The sequence below is a fragment of the Microcoleus sp. genome, from assembly GCF_041354475.1.
Classification (GTDB): Bacteria; Cyanobacteriota; Cyanobacteriia; order Cyanobacteriales; family Microcoleaceae; genus Microcoleus.
The window spans coordinates 26,898-45,357 of sequence record NZ_JBGJZU010000036.1 but is presented as its reverse complement, the minus strand read 5'-3'; the positions used below and the strand labels follow the sequence as shown (position 1 = coordinate 45,357).

General features: G+C 45.2%; 17 protein-coding genes. 13 read left to right on the top strand and 4 right to left on the bottom strand.

Features of this window, described 5'->3' with window-relative positions; genetic code table 11:
* Window positions 1–228 precede the first annotated feature (228 nt).
* Window positions 229–2,598 (bottom strand): DNA helicase PcrA, encoded by a 2,370-nt coding sequence (pcrA, locus tag ACBR23_RS15100; RefSeq protein WP_371119806.1) that lies wholly within the window; start codon window positions 2,596–2,598, stop codon window positions 229–231.
* 63 nt (window positions 2,599–2,661) lie between these two features.
* Window positions 2,662–3,045, bottom strand: a complete 384-nt coding sequence (locus ACBR23_RS15095) for a YkvA family protein (protein ID WP_371119807.1) — start codon at window positions 3,043–3,045, stop codon at window positions 2,662–2,664.
* Window positions 3,046–3,211: 166 nt separating this feature from the next.
* Between ACBR23_RS15095 and ACBR23_RS15090 the strand changes: the two genes are divergently transcribed.
* The 11 genes from ACBR23_RS15090 to proB all read left to right on the top strand — a co-directional run bounded on the left by ACBR23_RS15090 (window position 3,212) and on the right by proB (window position 13,423).
* Window positions 3,212–3,952 carry an SIMPL domain-containing protein gene (locus ACBR23_RS15090; protein WP_340520410.1) on the top strand — a complete coding sequence of 247 codons (741 nt, stop codon included), beginning with the start codon at window positions 3,212–3,214 and terminating at the stop codon, window positions 3,950–3,952.
* A 181-nt stretch (window positions 3,953–4,133) separates the two neighbouring features.
* Window positions 4,134–5,246 carry a flagellar assembly protein H gene (locus ACBR23_RS15085; RefSeq protein WP_371119808.1) on the top strand — a complete coding sequence of 371 codons (1,113 nt, stop codon included), beginning with the start codon at window positions 4,134–4,136 and terminating at the stop codon, window positions 5,244–5,246.
* A gap of 164 nt (window positions 5,247–5,410) precedes the next feature.
* The gene (locus ACBR23_RS15080; protein ID WP_371115284.1) at window positions 5,411–5,710 is read left to right on the top strand and encodes a DUF1778 domain-containing protein; all 300 of its coding nucleotides are present in this window, start codon (window positions 5,411–5,413) and stop codon (window positions 5,708–5,710) included.
* A gap of 197 nt (window positions 5,711–5,907) precedes the next feature.
* Complete coding sequence (locus ACBR23_RS15075) at window positions 5,908–6,213, top strand: GNAT family N-acetyltransferase (RefSeq protein WP_371115285.1); 306 nt, start codon at window positions 5,908–5,910, stop codon at window positions 6,211–6,213.
* A 160-nt stretch (window positions 6,214–6,373) separates the two neighbouring features.
* On the top strand, window positions 6,374–7,555 hold the full coding sequence (locus ACBR23_RS15070; protein ID WP_371119809.1) for a F420-0:Gamma-glutamyl ligase: 1,182 nt from the start codon (window positions 6,374–6,376) through the stop codon (window positions 7,553–7,555).
* Between the two features lie 184 nt (window positions 7,556–7,739).
* On the top strand, window positions 7,740–9,065 hold the full coding sequence (locus tag ACBR23_RS15065; RefSeq protein ID WP_371115287.1) for a GNAT family N-acetyltransferase: 1,326 nt from the start codon (window positions 7,740–7,742) through the stop codon (window positions 9,063–9,065).
* 155 nt (window positions 9,066–9,220) lie between these two features.
* On the top strand, window positions 9,221–9,658 hold the full coding sequence (ruvX, locus tag ACBR23_RS15060; protein WP_371119810.1) for a Holliday junction resolvase RuvX: 438 nt from the start codon (window positions 9,221–9,223) through the stop codon (window positions 9,656–9,658).
* A 180-nt stretch (window positions 9,659–9,838) separates the two neighbouring features.
* Complete coding sequence (locus tag ACBR23_RS15055; protein ID WP_371115288.1) at window positions 9,839–10,414, top strand: DUF3727 domain-containing protein; 576 nt, start codon at window positions 9,839–9,841, stop codon at window positions 10,412–10,414.
* Between the two features lie 25 nt (window positions 10,415–10,439).
* Window positions 10,440–11,564, top strand: a complete 1,125-nt coding sequence (mltG, locus tag ACBR23_RS15050) for an endolytic transglycosylase MltG (RefSeq protein WP_371115289.1) — start codon at window positions 10,440–10,442, stop codon at window positions 11,562–11,564.
* Between the two features lie 188 nt (window positions 11,565–11,752).
* Entirely contained in the window at window positions 11,753–12,274 is a 522-nt protein-coding gene (locus ACBR23_RS15045; RefSeq protein WP_341732478.1) for a YqeG family HAD IIIA-type phosphatase, read from the top strand.
* Between the two features lie 39 nt (window positions 12,275–12,313).
* Window positions 12,314–13,423: a glutamate 5-kinase gene (proB, locus tag ACBR23_RS15040; protein WP_341738927.1), complete on the top strand. Its 1,110-nt coding sequence runs from the start codon at window positions 12,314–12,316 to the stop codon at window positions 13,421–13,423.
* Between the two features lie 323 nt (window positions 13,424–13,746).
* Here the strand turns inward: proB and ACBR23_RS15035 are convergent, their stop codons facing one another.
* On the bottom strand, window positions 13,747–14,502 hold the full coding sequence (locus ACBR23_RS15035; RefSeq protein WP_341738926.1) for a hypothetical protein: 756 nt from the start codon (window positions 14,500–14,502) through the stop codon (window positions 13,747–13,749).
* A 299-nt stretch (window positions 14,503–14,801) separates the two neighbouring features.
* Here ACBR23_RS15035 and ndk point away from each other — a divergent pair, with 299 nt between their 5' ends.
* On the top strand, window positions 14,802–15,251 hold the full coding sequence (ndk, locus tag ACBR23_RS15030) for a nucleoside-diphosphate kinase (protein WP_340550205.1): 450 nt from the start codon (window positions 14,802–14,804) through the stop codon (window positions 15,249–15,251).
* 420 nt (window positions 15,252–15,671) lie between these two features.
* On the opposite strand, the gene ACBR23_RS15025 is transcribed toward ndk, so the two are convergent.
* Window positions 15,672–17,507, bottom strand: a complete 1,836-nt coding sequence (locus ACBR23_RS15025; RefSeq protein WP_371115290.1) for a polysaccharide biosynthesis/export family protein — start codon at window positions 17,505–17,507, stop codon at window positions 15,672–15,674.
* Window positions 17,508–17,713: 206 nt separating this feature from the next.
* Here ACBR23_RS15025 and ACBR23_RS15020 point away from each other — a divergent pair, with 206 nt between their 5' ends.
* Window positions 17,714–18,418: an SAM-dependent methyltransferase gene (locus tag ACBR23_RS15020; protein WP_341738924.1), complete on the top strand. Its 705-nt coding sequence runs from the start codon at window positions 17,714–17,716 to the stop codon at window positions 18,416–18,418.
* Window positions 18,419–18,460 lie beyond the last annotated feature (42 nt).

The window sequence follows — 18,460 nt, the reverse complement described above, 5'->3', positions numbered from 1 at the left end:
AATCCAACCGCTTAATTTTGTCACCCTGAGAAAATCTCCACCAGAATTATTCAACTCTCTGCTCTTCCTCTGCGCCCTCTGCGCCCTCTGTGGTTAAAAAAAATCCTCAAAAACTAATCCAACCGCTTAATTTTGTCACCCTGAGAAAATCTCCACCAGAATTATTCAACTCTCTGCTCTTCCTCTGCGCCCTCTGCGCCCTCTGTGGTTAAAAAAAATCCTCAAAAACTAATCCAACCGCTGCAACTTAGCACTCCTGGGATCGATAATTTTTCGACCCAAACCCGAAAACTTAATAGCCAAATTAACCTTCTCTCCATCCCCCAAAACATGAGTAATTTCTCCCAGCCCAAAAGCAGGATGAACAACTCGATCCCCCGCTTTCCAATCTACCAATTGTAAATTTTTACTCTGTTGAGAACGCCGGGAATTCGATGCTGAACTATTGGTTTTACCAGGGGAAGCAGCAGTTTTTCCAGCCTTAGTTTTCCCCGCACTTCCAGCGATAAATTCTCGTGGCAATTCCCCTAAAAATAGCGAAGGAGTACAATGTTCGCGGAAACCTCCCCACAGGCGGCGTTCGCGAGTGTGAGTTAAAAAGAGTAGTTCGCGAGCGCGAGTGATCCCAACATAACACAAACGCCGTTCTTCTTCTATGGCTCTGGGGTCATCTAAACTGCGGAAATTGGGAAATAAACCTTGTTCCATTCCGACTAGAAATACTACGGGAAATTCTAACCCTTTGGCAGAGTGTAGCGTCATCAGCGACACGCGGGAATCTTCTTCTTGTAAGTCGTCTAAATCTGAAGCTAAGGATACTTTTGACAAAAATGCTGTGAGGGTGGCTTCTTCGTTTTGTTCTTCAAATTGCAGCACCGCATTGTACAATTCTTGGACGTTTTCGATGCGATTTTCGGCTTCTTCGGTTCCTTGATTTTTGAGGTCTTGAATATAACCAGAATCTTCGATAATTCCTTGGACAATTTGCGAAGCAGGCAAGGTTTCAACTTGCGATTGCCAATGGGAAATCATTGTGGCAAACTTAATCATAGCTTTTGCCGATCGCCCTGCGATGGTATTCACATCAGACTCATTCTTGAGGATTTCCCACAGCGGAATGCCCAATTGAGTTGCAGCATCTTCGATTTTCCCAAATGTAGTATCGCCAATACCGCGCCGGGGAGTATTAATGATGCGTTTGAGGCTCACGCTGTCGTCGGGGTTGGCAAGGGTTCGCAGGTATGCTAGGATGTCTTTGATTTCCTTGCGATCGTAGAACTTCAAACCGCCGACAATATTGTAGGGAATATCTAAACGCATTAATGCTTCTTCAAAGGAGCGGGATTGAGCGTTGGTGCGGTAGAGAATCGCAAAATTACTCCCTTGTTCAAATTCCGAATTTTGACGCTTCAAGGTTTGAATTTGACCACCCACAAATTCTGCTTCCTCTATTTCATTGTCAGCGCGCCAAATCGTAATCGGAGCTCCTGGTTCGCGAGTGGCACGCAGAACTTTGTCGATGCGTTCGGTATTGTTTTGAATTAAGTGGTTTGCCACTTCCAGGATATTCGATCGCGATCGATAATTCTCTTCTAATTTTACCATTGTCTTAGTTTTTGCGTCAGACAAACCATCCCCAAAATCTTCTTGAAATTCCAGCAATATGGTATAATCTGCCATGCGAAAACTGTAGATTGATTGATCGACATCACCGACTATAAATATAGAGCGATTTTGCCATCTATCGAAGTTTTTCGGGTCGGCATTATTTGTCACCAAGAGCCGAATTAAATCAGATTGAGTCCGGTTAGTATCTTGGTATTCGTCCACTAAAATATGACAAAACTTTTGATGCCAATAATTTAATACTTGCTCATTTTGGCGTAAAAGTTGCACAGGAACTAGGATTAAATCGTCAAAATCTAAAGCATTGTTTGCTGCTAAAGCATCTTGGTAACGAGTGTAAACGTCAGAAATTACGCGACCTCTATAATCCGGTTCTGCTAACAAGTATTCCTGGGGCGACCAACCTTTGTTTTTAGCATTGCTAATCGCGTATCGTACTTTGCGAGGGTCAAATTTCTTGTCATCGAGGTTGAGGGTTTTGGTGACAATTTGTTTGACCAGAGTTTGAGCATCTGATTCGTCAAAAATTGAAAAGTTGCGTTTCCACTGTCTGCCTTTTTCGTCTTGATATTTCTCAATGTCATAGCGAAGAATCCGGCCGCACAGAGAGTGGAAAGTTCCCATCCAAATGTGTTTGGTAATGTTACGATAAATTTGCGATCGCAATCTAGTTTGCACATCCGGTGCTAACTCTTCCAAAGGTAAGCCATATTCTGCTTCAGCTTGTTGAGTGGCCAGCAGTTTCTCAATTCTTTCTTTCATTTCCCTGGCGGCTTTATTGGTAAATGTCACCGCCAGAATATTTTCAGGATTGACTCGATTGGTGCGAATTAAATTAGCAACTCGGTAAGTTAGAGCCCGCGTTTTGCCAGAACCTGCCCCGGCTACTACTAACATTGGCCCGTTATAGTGCACGACTGCTTGACGTTGAGATGGGTTGAGAGTGCTCAGAAAGTCGGTAGTTTGAGTCATAAGAAGGAAGAAGGAAAATACACCTAAAGTAATAGTTTCAGTGCTTCAGAATATCCTATTTTTTTAACGTTTAAATATTTGTTTGAGGGAAATTGCAGCTAATATTCCGAATCCAATCCAGATGGCGACAATTACGACAGCAGCAGCGCGATTTATCCGTTTTTCTCGCTTTATTTGTGCGGTGGCTTGTTCTCGACACTCGGCTAAAACCTGTGGCGGAATCATTTTGATTACTAGCCAAATCCCCAAAGGGACAATGATTAAATCGTCTAAATAGCCCAAAATTGGTATGAAATCGGGAATTAAGTCGATCGGGCTGAAGGCATAGGCAACCGTAACACCGGCTAACATTCTCGCATACCAAGGCACTCTGGGGTCAATACTGGCTAAATAAATAGCGTAAGTTTCTTTTTTTAGTTTTCTAGCAACTTGTTTTAATGATTGCATATATTAATGACTCTACGCTCAATTCCCAATCCCCAATCCCCAATTCCCAATTCCCAATTCCCCAATCGCAATTTAAGTTTCTAAAAGTGTAACCGTGCGGATGTCTCAAAATTTCCATTGCAACATAAGATTATACCATCTATTGTATCTCAAGAGAATCAAGTTTATGAATCCAATTGTCCGATCGCGCGATCGCATAAATTTCCGCAGTCTGCTAACAGCTTTATGTTTAACCTTAACTCTCGTTAGTTTCACCGGATTGGGCGAGGCGAGGGCTCAAGAACAGCGGCTCAGAACGCTAACAGTTACTGGGCGGGGGATCGAAGTAATTCCGACTACACAGACTCAAGTTCGTTTGGGTGTTGAGGTGCAGGGGAAAACGGCGGCGGAGGTGCAACAGGAAGCGGCGAGGCGATCGTCTGCTGTGGTAGAGTTACTGCGATCGCGCCAAGTCGAAAAACTCGAAACCACCGGCATCACCCTCAATCCCAGCTACAGCTACGAAAACAATCAGCAGCGCTTGACTGGCTATACAGCGACGAATACCGTCACTTTTCGGATTAATACTCAATCTGCCGGAACTTTGCTCGATGATGCAGTGAATGCCGGGGCCACGCGCATTGATGGTGTGAGTTTTGTGGCTGTCGAAAGTGCGATCGAATCTGCTCGAAAACAAGCACTCCGCAAAGCAACCCAAGACGCTCAATCCCAAGCCGATGCCGTCTTGAGCAGCATCAACCTCAAGCGGGGAGAAATTGTCAGTATTCAAGTTAATGGTGCTTCCGCACCGCCTCCTATGTACCGGCAATTGGCTGGTACTCGTGGTGTTGCTGCTGAGGCTACAACACCCGTGGTGGGAGGGGAACAGCAGATTGAAGCATCGGTGACTTTGCAAATTAGTTATTGATTGGGGGCTGCATTCTAATTGAACCTAAAATGCGAGATATGTTAGAAACCAGACTTTTTAAATAAGTCTGGTTTCTGGGTATTTTAGTTTGTTATTTATGTCTAATAATTGCTATATAAAACAGCTTAAGTATCAGACTAATATGATAATATTAAATCATTCAATATCAAAATCTATTTTTATGACGCGATTTATTCACGATCGCTTTGCCAAAGAATACCTGGAAGAATTACTGTCACCAATCGGAACCGTCTATATCGGTCGTGATGTGACTTCGGAAGTCCGAGAAGTAGATGTTTATTTCACTCCAGGTACTGCAATTCCAGAATACTCAGCTACCCTGGGATTATTGGGAAAAATGGCTAGCACGAGTGCAATTTTTGAACCGTTTCGCAATCCTGTAAGTGTCAGCGAAGTTATTAGCTGCATGAGTAAGCTATGGGATTTGCGAAGTGAATTGGAGCGACAAGCCAGAAGAGAAAATACTCACTATGATGACGATCAGTTACCCAGGCTGTGGATTCTAACGCCTACAGCATCGAAACCATTGCTGGAGGGTTTTGGCGCGATACCCAACCCTGAGAATTGGGTGAATGGCGTCCATTTTTTGCCGACGCATTTGAAATCCGCAATTGTGGTGATTCACCAATTGCCAGAAACTCCAGAAACCATGTGGTTGAGGATTTTAGGGAAAGGGGGAGTGCAGCAAAGGGCGATCGCCGAATTGAGCAGTTTAGCAACGGACGATCCGTTACGGATTATCGCGCTAGAATTATTGTATCGCCTACAATCACATTTAGTAGTCGAAACTCAAGAAGAATCAGAGCCAGAAGAGCGGGAGTTAATTATGGCCATTGCACCACTTTTTCGAGAACAAATACAAGCTGCACAGCAACAAGCTAGAGAACAAGGGTTAGAACAAGGGTTAGAACAAGGGTTAGAACAAGGCAGACAAGCACAACAGCGCTTGATTTTAGAAAATTTTCTGCAAGTAAGATTTGGAGAAATTAACTCAAAAATGACGGCTTTTTTATCTCCAATATCAAACTTTTCCGCAGCGGATTTTACGGTACTGTTGCTGGCAATATCGATGCTGACAGTCGATGAAGCAGGAAGACAACAAGCGGTCAGATTATTAGCCGAAAATGTCTTGAAAATGCGCCAAAGTGAGTTGGGCGATCTTCTGCCTACAGCCCTTACTAATTTACTAGCATTATCTGTGGATGAATTGACCTTGTTTGTAGAACAATTACCTCGGTTATCGGCGGATGAATTGAGAGCAAGGTTGGGATAAAAACCGGGATAAGACCTGTTCGGGTAGTCATCAACTCTACCCGAATTTTCCGCCATCTCGTGAAAGTCATCCGAAAAATCTATGGGCGATCGATCCCTAACTTTTAGCGTGACATACAACCAAGTGCCGTATATAATGGAGAGATTAGATAAACCGTATTTTGTATGACTAAAACTACTAAATCGGAACCATCAGCCCTATTAGAGGCTCGTATCAGTCCAGAGATTAAAGCCCTTTGGCAAAAAGCCGCTGACTTAGAAGGACGTACCCTAACAGATTTCGTTATCGCCAGCGTTCAAGCAGTCGCTTCCAAAGTTATTGAACAGCACCAAAGGCTGAAACTTGACTTTGACGACAGCGAGGCTTTCGTGAATGCCCTCCTGAATCCAACCCAGCCGAATCAAGCTCTCAAAGCAGCAGCCTTGCGCTACAAACAAGTGATGGGCGATGGTACTCATAATTGAACCCTTAGATAGCAGCAGGCATCACAGAGAGCTTTTTTGTTGCGGCCAAGATAGTTTGGACAACTACATTCGCAAACAGGCTTCTCAGGATCTCAAAAACAAAGTCGCAATCGTATTCGTTTTAGTGGACTCTCCAAACACTGATGTCATTGCCTATTATACGCTTTCTGCCTACACCATTGAACTCACAGATTTGAGTGAATCGTTTGCAAAAAAAACTGCCTCGCTATCCCCTTCTACCTGCTACATTGCTCGGTCGTTTGGCAGTTGATCGTACTTACCAAGGTCAACATCTCGGCGAGTTGATTCTGATAGATGCTTTGACCAAAGCACTCTTAGCAACTGCACAAGTTGCATCTCTCGCTGTCATTGCAGAAGCTCTGGATGAGCGAGCAGCCAATTTCTATCAAAAATATGGTTTTCAAAAGTTCAAACAAAACCCGATGAAGCTTTATCTACCAATGAAATCGGTTGAAGAACTTTGTCAAAATTCTAACATTTAGTTGATTTTGTTAAAAACCGATCGCACATCCCATCCCCAACCTCGCCACAGACACCCCACCGGCCCCAACAACCCCCAGAACTTCAATTACTACCAGATCGGCGATCGAAGTAACCGAGATCGACTACAGTAAACAGAAATTATTATTAGCGGTGATTAGAGTGATTGAAACTTTAGCAACAGGAATCGCAGCAGCAGGTTCGCTGCTAGCATTAGGCGGGCTAGGCCTGGAGTTGAACTATCGCCTGCTTCCCCGTGGAAATAAACTAGAACTCACAGCCGGAGAATGGCACTTAGCCATAAACGAAGCCAACCACTATCTGTTAATAGGGGAAATGGAGTTCCAGAACCTGACACAGCGGTTTGAGATCATGTTGCCGGAAGTGCACGCAGAGGTGAAACTGATCTCAGATGCTAGTTTAGATGATGTGACTTCCAAGACCAAGGTGATTCCTTGCCACAAAGACGCATCAGCTAGAGCCGACGATTACTGGTTCGGCTACATAGTCAAAGCCCAAAAATCGACGAAAATCAAAGTCTCCATAGACATTCACGGACAAGATTTGAGCAAGCTACAGTCAGCTTGGGTGCAAGTACATTTCACCACCTACGGCCCAGGCGGCCGCATCCCGAAAGTCCGCCACGTCGTAGTACCGCTGCAATTTCCCAACTCCGAGACAGTACCCAATGCGCGTAATGTCGGAGTTGCAGAAGTGTTGCCAATTCGCACCCACATCCTGACGGAAATAGACAATCCCGTCGAAATTGTCAAGCGTTACGTGCTTCCCCGCGCGCAGAAAGGCGATATTGTCGCCCTAGCAGAAACTCCCTTAGCTTTGATGCAGGGACGTTATCGCCATCCCAGCGAAGTCAAACCCGGATGGGCGGCGAAGCGAGTGTGCTTGTTTTTCTTACCGATGTCCAGTTTGGCTACAGCCTGTGGGATGCAGACGTTGGTGGATGTAGTTGGTCCTTGGCGGGTTGTTGGAGCATTTGCGATCGGCGCTGTAGCTAAAATATTTGGTAAACCCGGAGTCTTCTACCAACTAGCAGGGGAACAAGCTAGACTGATTGACGATGTTACCGGAACATTGCCTCCCTTTGACCAATTTATCGTGCTTGGACCGGACAATCCCCAGCAAGTTGTAGAGCAAATTCAACGAGAAACCGGACTTGCCGCGGCGATCGTAGACGCTAATGACTTGAAAGCAGTTAAGATATTAGCAGCGACCTCCGATTTATCGGTAACATTTTTAGAGCAAGCCTTGCGTAGCAACCCCGCAGGCAATGCAGATGAGCGCACACCGGTGGTTGTAATTCGACCCACGCCAAAGCACTCTTGAGTTAAAAATTAAAAATTAAAAATTTAAAAAGTGATTTTTAATTTTTAATCCAAGGAAAAAGGGGAGAAAACAGAAAAATTTTGAGTTATCAGCAATGAATTCAAAACTCAAAATTTCCTTAATTCTTCCCCTTTGGAACTTTTTAATTTTTAATTTTTAATTTTCTATTCCCCACTTTCCTGCTATGACTTCACTCCCTTCCCCAAACCAAAACCAGGTTGCGATCCGCCCGTTTCAGTATCGCGACATAGAGGCGATGGAACAACTTTGCGCGGAAACAACCGACGAGGCAGAAAACCCCAAGGGCGCAAGCCCGGACTTGGTATTGAATCGCAAGTTGCAGCAACTTCGCCGTTGGTACGGACTGCTAAAGATTTTGAGCCTGTTTCCTAACCCTTTTCAGTCGCTGTTTCGGGCTCATGTTGCTGAAGAAGAGGGTATTGTTAAGGGCGTAATTCAGATTTCTCCCTTCAACCGCACTCGCAGCACTTGGCGGATCGATCGCATCGGCGTAGACTCAGAAGCCCGTAGCAAAGGAATTGGTTCCATGCTACTGCGACACTGCTTCGAGGCAGTGTGGGAGGCTAGGACATGGCTGCTAGAGGTGAATGTGGGCGACAAATCAGCCCTGGCTTTGTATCGGCAAAATGGGTTTCAACCTTTAGCCCAGATGACATATTGGACGATCGCCCCAGAACGTCTTCAAGAAATGGCCATTTCTACCCCAGATTTGCCCAACCTACTGCCAGTGAGCAACGCCGACGCTCAGTTACTTTACCAACTAGATACCGCATCCATGCCACCGCAAGTGCGGCAAGTATTCGATCGCCATATTCAAGATTTCAAAACCAGTTTTTTAAGTGCTTTAATCGAAGGTGTCAGACAGTGGTTAGGCAAAACAGAAGTAGTCAGTGCTTACGTGTTTGAACCACAGCGCAAAGCTGCGATCGGCTACTTTCAAGTCCAGCTATCCCGCAGCGGTAACGAGCCTCACATCGCCCAATTGACAGTACACCCAGCCTACACCTGGCTCTACCCAGAACTGCTATCCCAAATGGCCCGCCTCGTCCAAGATTTTCCAGTACAAAGCCTAAACCTAGTTTCTGCCGATTATCAACCCGAACGAGAAGCATATTTAGAGCAATTTGGAGCCGTGCGTGTGGAACACAGTTTGCTGATGTCGCGATCGGTATGGCACAAATTACGCGAGTCCAAATTGGTCTCACTCGAAGGACTCCAACTATCAGAAATGCTGCAAAGCTTCCAACCAACTCGCAAACCCGTACCCGGTAGGATGTCGTGGCTAGGACCGATCGCAGCCGAACCAGCCGCCGGCCCCCCATCCTCAGAGATTAAACCCCTGTTGACTGACTCAGGAAACAACCAAGGCAATCAAATTAACCCCTTGAACTTTCAAAACTCAGAATCAGCAGCAACAGATACTAGCAACATCTTACCTGTAAAATTCCCAGAATTACCTCAAGACCGAGACTCCCAAGAAAGAAGTTAATAATTAATATTTGAAAGCAGAAAGTAGAAAAAAAAATCAATTACTTCCTGCTTTCTTCTCTTCTCCCTTCCCTTCTTTCTTAGCGTCCTTCGCGTCTTCGCGGTTCGTTAAACAAGAATTTTGGGAGGACTAACTAACTCTCAAATCAATCGATCATGTCAGACCAAAAATTGTGGATTTCAGCACTAGGATTAGACATCGGACTCAAACGAGTCGGCATCGCCGGGTGTGATGGCACTGGTTTAATCGCTACGGGTATTACAACTCTAGTGCGCTCCTCCTTCGATCGAGACGTAGCTTACATCAGACAGCTCGTCCAAGAGCGGAATGTGCAAATTTTGGTGTCAGGCTTGCCCTACTCCCTGAGCGGAGACGTAGGCCCCCAAGCCCGACAGGTACAGAAATATGCCACTCGCATCGCCAGAGCCTTAGAACTGCCTCTAGAATACGTGGATGAGCGCTTGACTTCTGTTCACGCAGAGGAACTCATCCAAGCACAAGGAATTTCGCCGTCCCAAAACAAAGGTTTGATCGATCGCAAAGCCGCAGCCCTAATATTACAGCGCTGGCTAGACGAGAGAAGGCAAGCATAGGCAGATCGATCGATTGTCGATCGCCCCATGGCCCAAGCCCCATTAGCAATTTCGCAGCAGCTTAACAAAGCCGTGATATCCTAGTTGTGCAAGTTTGCTACGCACACCTGTAACCGTTGACACACGGCCGAAAATTTCCCAGTAAACTCGGTACTGAAGAAGGAAAATAAGATACACGCGATGTCCTCATCCCCATACCGCAAACAGAATAGCAAATCCGACGCAGTTTCCGTCACCCTGACTGACGAAGTTGGGCGATCGCTGACTTGCAACATAGAATATTCTATGGACTTAGAAGGTCAAGAATACGCCTTACTGCTTCCAATTGACTCCCCAGTAGAAATTTTTACTTGGAACGAAGACGACGCAGACGAAGCAGCCATTCCAGTAGAAGACGAGACCGAAATTGACAAAATTTTTGATACCGCTAGAGTTGTCCTGCAAGAGCAGAACTTGACACTCCAGCGCACGGCTGTGACTCTGACGGTAATTGGCGAATTGCCAGATTTTCCCGACGAGGATGCGGAGCCAGATGCCGACCCAGAGCAGGAGTCAGATTTTGAGGAATTGATGTGGTTGACCAGCTTCTATCACGAAGAGCAGGAATATGCTATTTATACGCCTCTCGACCCGTTCTTTATCTTGGCTAGAATGAATGATGACGGTCAGCCAGAATTGCTCTCGGAAGAAGAGTTTGAAAGACTGGAACCTATGTTACCTATGCTAGAAGACCAGTTCTTTGACGAGCTTGATTAGATCTTAATTGAAGGCAGAAGGGACTATGGATCGAGAACAACTGACAAAAAGCAGCGCGCGCGAGGGCCGAAAAGGTACTCCGCAAGTTTCTAAATGGTTGTTTTATCTAGCGTTACTCCCGGCGGTTTGGGGTGTGTGCGCTTGGCAGGGCTGGGCTTGGTGGAGCTGGGCTTGTGCCCCTGCTAAACTAGCTGCTGAGTCAACGACCCCAGCAGTCAAAAATGCTGTTTCTATCCAAATTCCCGAAGGTACTTCTAGCCAACAAATCGGACGAGATTTGGAAGCTGCGGGGTTAATTAGATCGGCCTCCGCATGGAATATGTGGGCCCGCTGGTTGACTCTGCAAAACCGGGAGGGAGGTTTTAAAGCAGGGACTTACCAACTGTCACCAACTCAGCCACTGAGCGCTGTGGCGGACAAAATTTGGAAAGGTGAAGTTGTACAGCAAAGTTTCACGATTCCCGAAGGTTGGTCGCTCACACAAATGAGCGCTTATTTTGAAGCACAAGGTTTTTTCCCAGCTAAGAGTTTTATGGCGGTGGCGAGTCAAGTTCCCTACGCTCAATACCCTTGGCTACCGAGCGGTTTGCCTCATTTGGAAGGTTTTTTGTACCCGGATACTTATCAGTTAGATGGGGATGCTGTCACCCCAGAAGCTGTGATTAAGCAAATGCTCAGCCGTTTCGAGCAGGTGGCTCTGCCTGTCTATCAAAAAAATCAGAAAAATACTAAGCTGGATTTGAAAGAGTGGGTCACTTTGGCAAGTATTGTGGAAAAAGAAGCGGTGGTGGCCAGTGAGCGCCAGCGCATTTCTGGGGTATTCAACAACCGTCTGAAAAAGGGTATGCCCTTGGGTTCTGACCCGACAGTTGAATATGCTCTCGGCATCAGGCAAACTAAGGAGAAGCCTCTGACTTTTAAGCAGGTAGAAACGCCTTCTCCTTACAATACTTATATAAACGCAGGACTACCACCAACTCCGATCGCAGCTCCGGGAATCGCGAGTCTGGAAGCGACTCTAGCTCCTGAAAATACCGAATATCTGTATTTTATGGCGCGGTATGACGGCACTCACATTTTCAGCCGCACTCAGGCGGAACACGATGCTGCTGTGGCTCAAATTGACCAAAAAGTGCGATCGGGGCAATAGCAGAATATGAGACAATTGTTAATTGGTAATGGGTAATGGGTAATTGGTAATTGGTAATTGGTAATTGGTAATTGGTAATTGGTAATTATCACCAACAAAAAAGAAGCAATAAATAACAAGTAATACATTCTCAATGCCCAATCCCCAATTCCCAATGTAAAATCTAAAATCTAACATCTAAAATAATTATGTCTTGGGGTAAACTACTACAGCCCGATTTAGTTCTTGGCACTGCTGTCGTGAATTTAACGGCTGATATTCTTCAGAAATATCACATAAAAGGATTAGTGTTAGATGTGGATGAAACTCTCGTCCCTATCACAGCATCAAATGCTTCTCCCGAACTCAGTTTGTGGGTAAAAGAGATTAAGCCCGTCGTATCCCTATGGTTGGCCAGCAATAATTTAAGTCAGAATCGGATTGGTCGAATAGCTGATTCTTTGAATCTACCATACATCACTGGTGCTGCTAAACCCTCGCGGCGCAAATTACGCAGAGCACTGGATGCGATGGATTTGCCCGTGGGACAGGTGGCGATGGTGGGCGATCGACTTTTTACCGATGTTTTAGCCGGTAATCGTTTGGGTATGTTCACTATTTTAGTAGAACCAATGGTGGATGCTGGGGATGCGGTGCGGAAATATCCGGTGCGCTCTTTTGAAGTTTGGGTTTCTCAAGCTTTGGGCGCATCTCTGAAAACTAAAGATTAGTCATTCAACCAATAACCAATAACAACTAACCAATAACAAATGACTAAAACCATTGTTGTTAAAATAGGAACTTCGACACTCACTCGATCGACTACAGGAAACTTAGCCCTTTCCACCATTGCTACATTAGTCGAAGTTTTGACAAATTTGCGACACCAAGGTCATCAAGTAGTTTTGGTTTCTTCCGGTGCAGTTGGAGTTGGCTGCGCGCGCTTGGGTTTGACAGAAAGGCCACGAAATATCGCTCTCAAACAAGCTGTAGCCGCCGTAGGACAAGGGCGGCTGATGCGGGTGTACGATGACTTGTTTACTACTCTACAACAGCCGATCGCCCAAGTTTTACTAACACGCCACGATTTAGTGCAGCGTAGTAGTTATGTTAATGCTTCCAATACCTTTGGGCAACTGTTGCGATTAGGGGTGATTCCGATTGTCAACGAAAACGATACTGTAGCTGTAGACGAACTCAAATTTGGCGATAACGATACGCTTTCAGCATTAGTAGCCAGCTTAGTCGAAGCAGATTGGTTATTCGTGCTCACAGATGTCGATCGACTTTATTCCGCCGATCCCCGCAGCAATCCCGACGCCCAACCCATAGCCCTAGTCCAAAGTATGGCACAGCTCACAGAATTTCAGGTACAAACCGGAGATTCCCGCAGCGGTTGGGGCACAGGCGGAATGGTGACAAAAATTGAAGCAGCCAGAATCGCCACAGCATCAGGAGTCCGCACCGTCATCACCAACGGGTGCTTTCCCGCGAACATTGAAAAAATCCTCAACGGAGAGTCCATCGGTACCCAATTCGAGCCTCAACCGCGCCCTGTAAACGCGAGGAAACATTGGATAGCCAACGTGCTAATTCCTGTGGGGAAACTCTACTTAGATCCGGGTGCTGTCAACGCAATTACTCAAGGTGGAAAATCGCTGCTAGCCGCCGGAATTTCGCAAATAGAAGGAGAGTTTCAAGCAGAAGATGCCGTCCGGTTATGCGACACGGAAGGCAAAGAAATTGCCAGGGGACTGGTGAATTATCACAGTTTAGAATTGAGACAAATTCAGGGCTGTAAGTCAGATAAAATTGCCGAAATTTTAGGTTATCCAGGAGTAGAAACTGTGGTTCACAGAGATAATTTAGTCATTGTTTAAGCGATTTTAGGAAGATACTCTTAACGGAAAAAATCTGCCTCCTTTTCTTTCTTCCTTCTTGGGAGGGGCTGTTTCATTCTCAAAAAAACGATGATGGGGCATAATACCCACCCCTAGCCCCTCCCTGGAGGGGAACCGAAGATGGAGAATAATACCCACCCCTAGCCCCTCCCTGGAGGGGAACCGGAGATGGGGCATAATACCCACCCCTAGCCCCTCCCTGGAGGGGAACCGGAGCTCGTCGCTCGCGAGGAGGGTAAGCACACACCATGCTTTCAAGCGATTGTTGATACTAATGGGGGGTGACTTCTTCCTTCTATTTATCACAAAAAATCCAAACAGTCGATCGAGGAATCTAACCCCACAAAGGAAGCCACTTGCAGCACCGTATTGCAAGAATTGGTTTTGGTGTGTCTAAATAATTCGTTCATCGCGTCTGTAAACAATTCAAATACTTTTTCAGCTAATTCTAAAGCTTGTTGTTTTTCCCACTCAGTCATTTGAATTTCTTTAAGTAATTGCAACATTTCGGGTGTATTTAAAATGTGATGATTCTCCAAACGCACATAAGCGCCTCCAAAATAGACATATTCTTTTTTTGTAATTTTCTGTAATTCCATCACCACTTCCAGGGCAGCCTCAAAAAAAACTGTCGCCGTTGCTTCGAGAACTTCTACTAACACAATTTTTTGCAGAGGAGATGCTTCAAAAGCGTAGCGTTCCAGGGCGGCACAGAGCGATCGGGTTTTTTTCGTTTCTTCACCCCAAAGCAGTCTAAAGTCGCCGTAACTCATGGATTGGTTAAATCCCAGTTCCTCCAGGTATTCCAGATAGCCGTGCCAGTAGTAATTTTCTTTGTAAGTATATTTATTGATCAGTTCCTGAACTTTGTTATTACTTGCATAATCTCGGAGGACGTACTTGTTTAAATCGCTCAATCCCACTGCCAAAGGATCGAGTACAGGTGCAAAAATTAGCCTTTGATTAGGGTGGATACTTTTATTGGTTAGAAATTCAAACAACGGCAATTTCACAAATTCTTGCTTTTTGTGTTCAATGAATGCTACAATCTCTTTCATCTTTATAGCCTTTGCTTTGCGATCGCTGTTTTCAATATACGGTTAATGCCTAGTTCTATTATCTATGTTAAAAGCATAGATAGCAGTGTTTGTCATCATAGATATTGGTATTGTACATCAGGGAAAATTGTGATTTGCATCATAGGGTGCAGAATCCATCAATGGGGGCCAGAGGGAACCCTCCCCTAGTGGCACCGCAATGGTAGCAAAGGACAATTTGCCATTTCCTCAATTGCCTTTGGGTACGTTCTGGGTTAATCTATTTTTTGGATCAGTTAAGAAAATTCTAGGAGCTCAGCTTGGAACGCACTTTTTTAGCGATTAAGCCCGATGGCGTACAGCGCGGACTCGTTGGCGAAATTATCGGTCGTTTTGAGGCCAAAGGCTTTACGCTAGTTGGCATGAAACTGATCGTGGCGACTCGCGAATTGGCCGAACAGCATTACGGTGTCCACAAAGAAAGACCGTTTTTTGAAGGATTGGTAAACTTCATCACTTCAGGCCCCATGGTGGCGATGGTGTGGGAAGGCGACGGTGTTGTGGCTTCGGCGAGAAAAATCATTGGCGCAACCAATCCTCTGAATTCGGAACCGGGGACAATTCGTGGTGATTTGGCTGTGAATGTCGGCCGCAATATTATTCACGGTTCGGATGCTGTGGAAACTGCCAATCAGGAAATTAGTCTCTGGTTCAAGGATGAAGAATTGAGTGCTTGGAAACCTTGTTTAACTCCTTGGATTGTGGAGTAGTTTTGAGATTCTCCCGATTGATGAATCGGGAGATGATCTGAAATTATTAGGCGATGGAAATAGGCTCTTGGCTAATTCTGGGGGTGATATCAATTCCGGTTGTATCGGAATGATTTAACCGCGAAGGCGCTAAGGACGCGAAGGAAGAGAAGAGAGAGTTTAATACAGGACGATGAAGACAGGATTTTATATGAAGAGTCATAAAAGATTATTTAACCCACATATTTTACGATCAAAAAACCCAGAATTAGGGAAAAATTCTGGGTTATATCATTGACTGTTGCATCGGAATGATTTAACCACAGAGAACGCAGAGAACACAGAGGGAGATAACAGAGATGAATAATTCCCATGCTACCAGATTTTATATTATGGCTATGGGATTTTTCAATTATGGCAAGCGCCAAAGTGCTTGCTAGATCAAGGATTAGACTGAGTTTGCTGTGGCTGCTGGTTTTGGAGGAGAAGTTGCTGTTGTTGAATCTGAAGTTGCTGATTTTGCAGGTCTATTTGCCGCTGTCTGTCTTCTAGTTGCAGTTTTCTGTCTTCGGCTTGCTGTAATCTATCTTCACGTTGTATCTCTCTTTCTAGTTGTCTGTCTTCACGTTGCTGTTCTCTATCTTGACGTTGTTCGCGAATCTGTCTAAGCTGATTGCGTCGGTCGAAATCTCCGCCTAAAAATAAGTTCTGAAAAGTATTGATAGTTGTTTGAAAACCACTCAAAACTCCGCTAACGCTGTTGATGACACCTGCAACTCCGGTGAAGGGCTGCAAGAAACTGTTGACATTATCGGCTACCCTAGTATAGCCCGATCGCGCTACAAGAATCACATCATTGTTGCGGAGAGTGGGATTGTTGTTTGGATTCAAACCCTGGGCAAAGTCAACATCTATGGTGCGGCGAGAAACAGTGCCATTGGCGTTCAAACGTAGCAGTTCCACCTTGTCTTTTTTGGCACGCAATTGATTGAAACTGCCAGCAGTTAGCAAAGCTTGGTGGAGAGATGTACTGGGTTTAACTAACAAAGCTCCCGGTCTGACCACTTCGCCTACAATATTGATGCTAATGGCGTTGGGAGAGAAGCTACTACTGCCAATTTGTGAAATTTCTGTCAAGTCTACATTCGTTGCGGTGGGGATAATAACGCTATCGCCTTCTTGGAGCAAAACATCTTGGGTAGCATCACCTTTTTGCAGCAAATTCCAGAGATTTATCATGATAGTTTGTTCGTTTCCTCCTCTGATTTGGCGGCGGATTTGCACGCGGCGAATGTCTGCTTCTGTGGTGATACCGCCAGCAATTTTGAGTGCTCTAGTGATAGTTGGTAGACCCACCACGGCTCCTTGTTGTTGCTCGATGCTAACAAAACCCAGTTCGGTTTGTTGGTTGGTCGATCGCAAATCAGCAGCAGATATAGTATAAGGTCCAGGGCGACTTACCTCGCCGACAATGACCACACCAATTGGTTTAGTAATATCAGCGGAAAAATTGGCACTGGCTCTTTGACGTACTTCTTGAGTATTGAGAGAACTAGCTGTGGGTATATAAATTGTATCTCCATCTCGGATAGTGACATCTTGCCGCAGATTTCCGGTATCTAAAAATTCCTGCAAATTAACAGTAATAACTTGCTCTGGTCCCCCTCTGCGGGGACGGCGGATTTGGACGGCCCGCATATCTCCTGCGGATGTGACTCCTTTTGCAAGTTGCAGCATTTCCATCAAAGTGGGAAATTTGACTCCTCCCCCTTCTCTGGAGGGATTAATCTTGTAGGAACCGGGACGAGTAATTTCACCAGCAATCCCGATGTTTAGGGGTCTAGCAACCATCAAAGTTACGGTGACAACGGGCACATTGATGAAGGGTTCATATCGCTTGGTAATGGCGCTGGCGGCTTGTTGCAATGTGAGCCCTTGAATTGATACACTACGAATGATTGGTAAATTGAGAGTACCGTCAACTAATACTTGGTATTCTTTGCTAAATTCAGGCACACCGAAAATATCTAAAGCAATGCGATCGCCCGAACCTAAAACATAAGGTGATTCCTGGGTGGGTAAACCGGAATTGCCGAGGGGGACACGAGCACCAGGAAGAGGTGGAGGTGGAGGTGGCGGTAGTCTCACTGGATTTGGGTTAGGAAGGGGTGGTCTGGGTCTGAGGGCTGGTAACTGAGCTATAGTGGGTAGTGAACTGCTCAATAACACGAGTGCCGATAAACTAAGACTGGTAGCGCCTTTAACGGTTTGTTTCATATTTTTTTCGGGTTGCAGTCTGTTCCGGGGCGATCGCAATTCGGTTAATTAGTTTATAATTTTAGACCCAAGTTTAAGCTCCACATTCATCTGGGGAGAACTCACTAAAATCTAAAATTTAAAATCTCAAGTCAACTCACATCCAGTGTAGCCTCACTTTGCTGTAAAATCCAGATCGTCTATTCTTATTTGCGAGTCAAAAATACGTGGGACTTAAGCTTGATAAAGTGATTCCTTGGGGTCGCTGCTTGGACGAATATATCGGAATGTTTCACCTGACATCGGCAGACCGGAAGTTAAAGATACTTGACTGTGCCGGAGGTCCAGCTAGCTTCAATGCAGAAATGACTCGCCAAGGTAATCAAGTAACTTCTTGCGATCCTGTTTATCAATTTTCGGCGGTCGAAATTGCCGAACGCATCCAGGAAACATATCAAAGGGTGATTGATGGAGTTAGGGCAAATCAAGACGACTACCTGTGGACAAATATCGAGTCACCAACCCACTTGGGCGAAGTGAGAATGGCGGCGATGCAGCAATTCTTGGAAGATTTGCCCCAAGGGATTCAGGAACGCCGCTATGTAACTGGTGAGTTGCCGATATTACCTTTTGAGAATGGCCAGTTTGATTTGGCACTATGCAGTCATTTTTTGTTTACTTATTCCGACCATTTTACCGAATTATTTCATCTGGAATCAATTCTAGAAATGTGTCGTACTGCGAGGGAAGTGCGTATTTTTCCTGTTATAAAAATTTCTGGTGAACCTTCTATTTTACTAACACCAATTATCCAAGAGTTAAAAGGACAAGGATATAAAGTAGAAGTTCAGGATGTATGCTATGAGTTTCAAAAGGGAGCCGACCAATTGTTGCGAATACAGCCTGGTTTTGATTCCACTCGAATTCCCTAAAGCTCCAAAATCTACATCTTTGATATAATATTACACCACAAT

Bases quoted from the DNA above. Each gene is read 5' to 3' on its own strand.
- ACBR23_RS15095 (WP_371119807.1), bottom strand. From the start codon at position 3,045: ATGCAATCATTAAAACAAGTTGCTAGAAAACTAAAAAAAGAAACTTAC.
- ACBR23_RS15025 (WP_371115290.1), bottom strand. From the start codon at position 17,507: ATGAAACAAACCGTTAAAGGCGCTACCAGTCTTAGTTTATCGGCACTC.
- ACBR23_RS15065 (WP_371115287.1), top strand. From the start codon at position 7,740: ATGACTTCACTCCCTTCCCCAAACCAAAACCAGGTTGCGATCCGCCCG.
- ruvX (WP_371119810.1), top strand. From the start codon at position 9,221: ATGTCAGACCAAAAATTGTGGATTTCAGCACTAGGATTAGACATCGGA.
- pcrA (WP_371119806.1), bottom strand. From the start codon at position 2,598: ATGACTCAAACTACCGACTTTCTGAGCACTCTCAACCCATCTCAACGT.
- mltG (WP_371115289.1), top strand. From the start codon at position 10,440: ATGGATCGAGAACAACTGACAAAAAGCAGCGCGCGCGAGGGCCGAAAA.
- proB (WP_341738927.1), top strand. From the start codon at position 12,314: ATGACTAAAACCATTGTTGTTAAAATAGGAACTTCGACACTCACTCGA.
- ACBR23_RS15045 (WP_341732478.1), top strand. From the start codon at position 11,753: ATGTCTTGGGGTAAACTACTACAGCCCGATTTAGTTCTTGGCACTGCT.
- ACBR23_RS15035 (WP_341738926.1), bottom strand. From the start codon at position 14,502: ATGAAAGAGATTGTAGCATTCATTGAACACAAAAAGCAAGAATTTGTG.
- ACBR23_RS15090 (WP_340520410.1), top strand. From the start codon at position 3,212: ATGAATCCAATTGTCCGATCGCGCGATCGCATAAATTTCCGCAGTCTG.
- ACBR23_RS15080 (WP_371115284.1), top strand. From the start codon at position 5,411: ATGACTAAAACTACTAAATCGGAACCATCAGCCCTATTAGAGGCTCGT.
- ACBR23_RS15085 (WP_371119808.1), top strand. From the start codon at position 4,134: ATGACGCGATTTATTCACGATCGCTTTGCCAAAGAATACCTGGAAGAA.
- ACBR23_RS15055 (WP_371115288.1), top strand. From the start codon at position 9,839: ATGTCCTCATCCCCATACCGCAAACAGAATAGCAAATCCGACGCAGTT.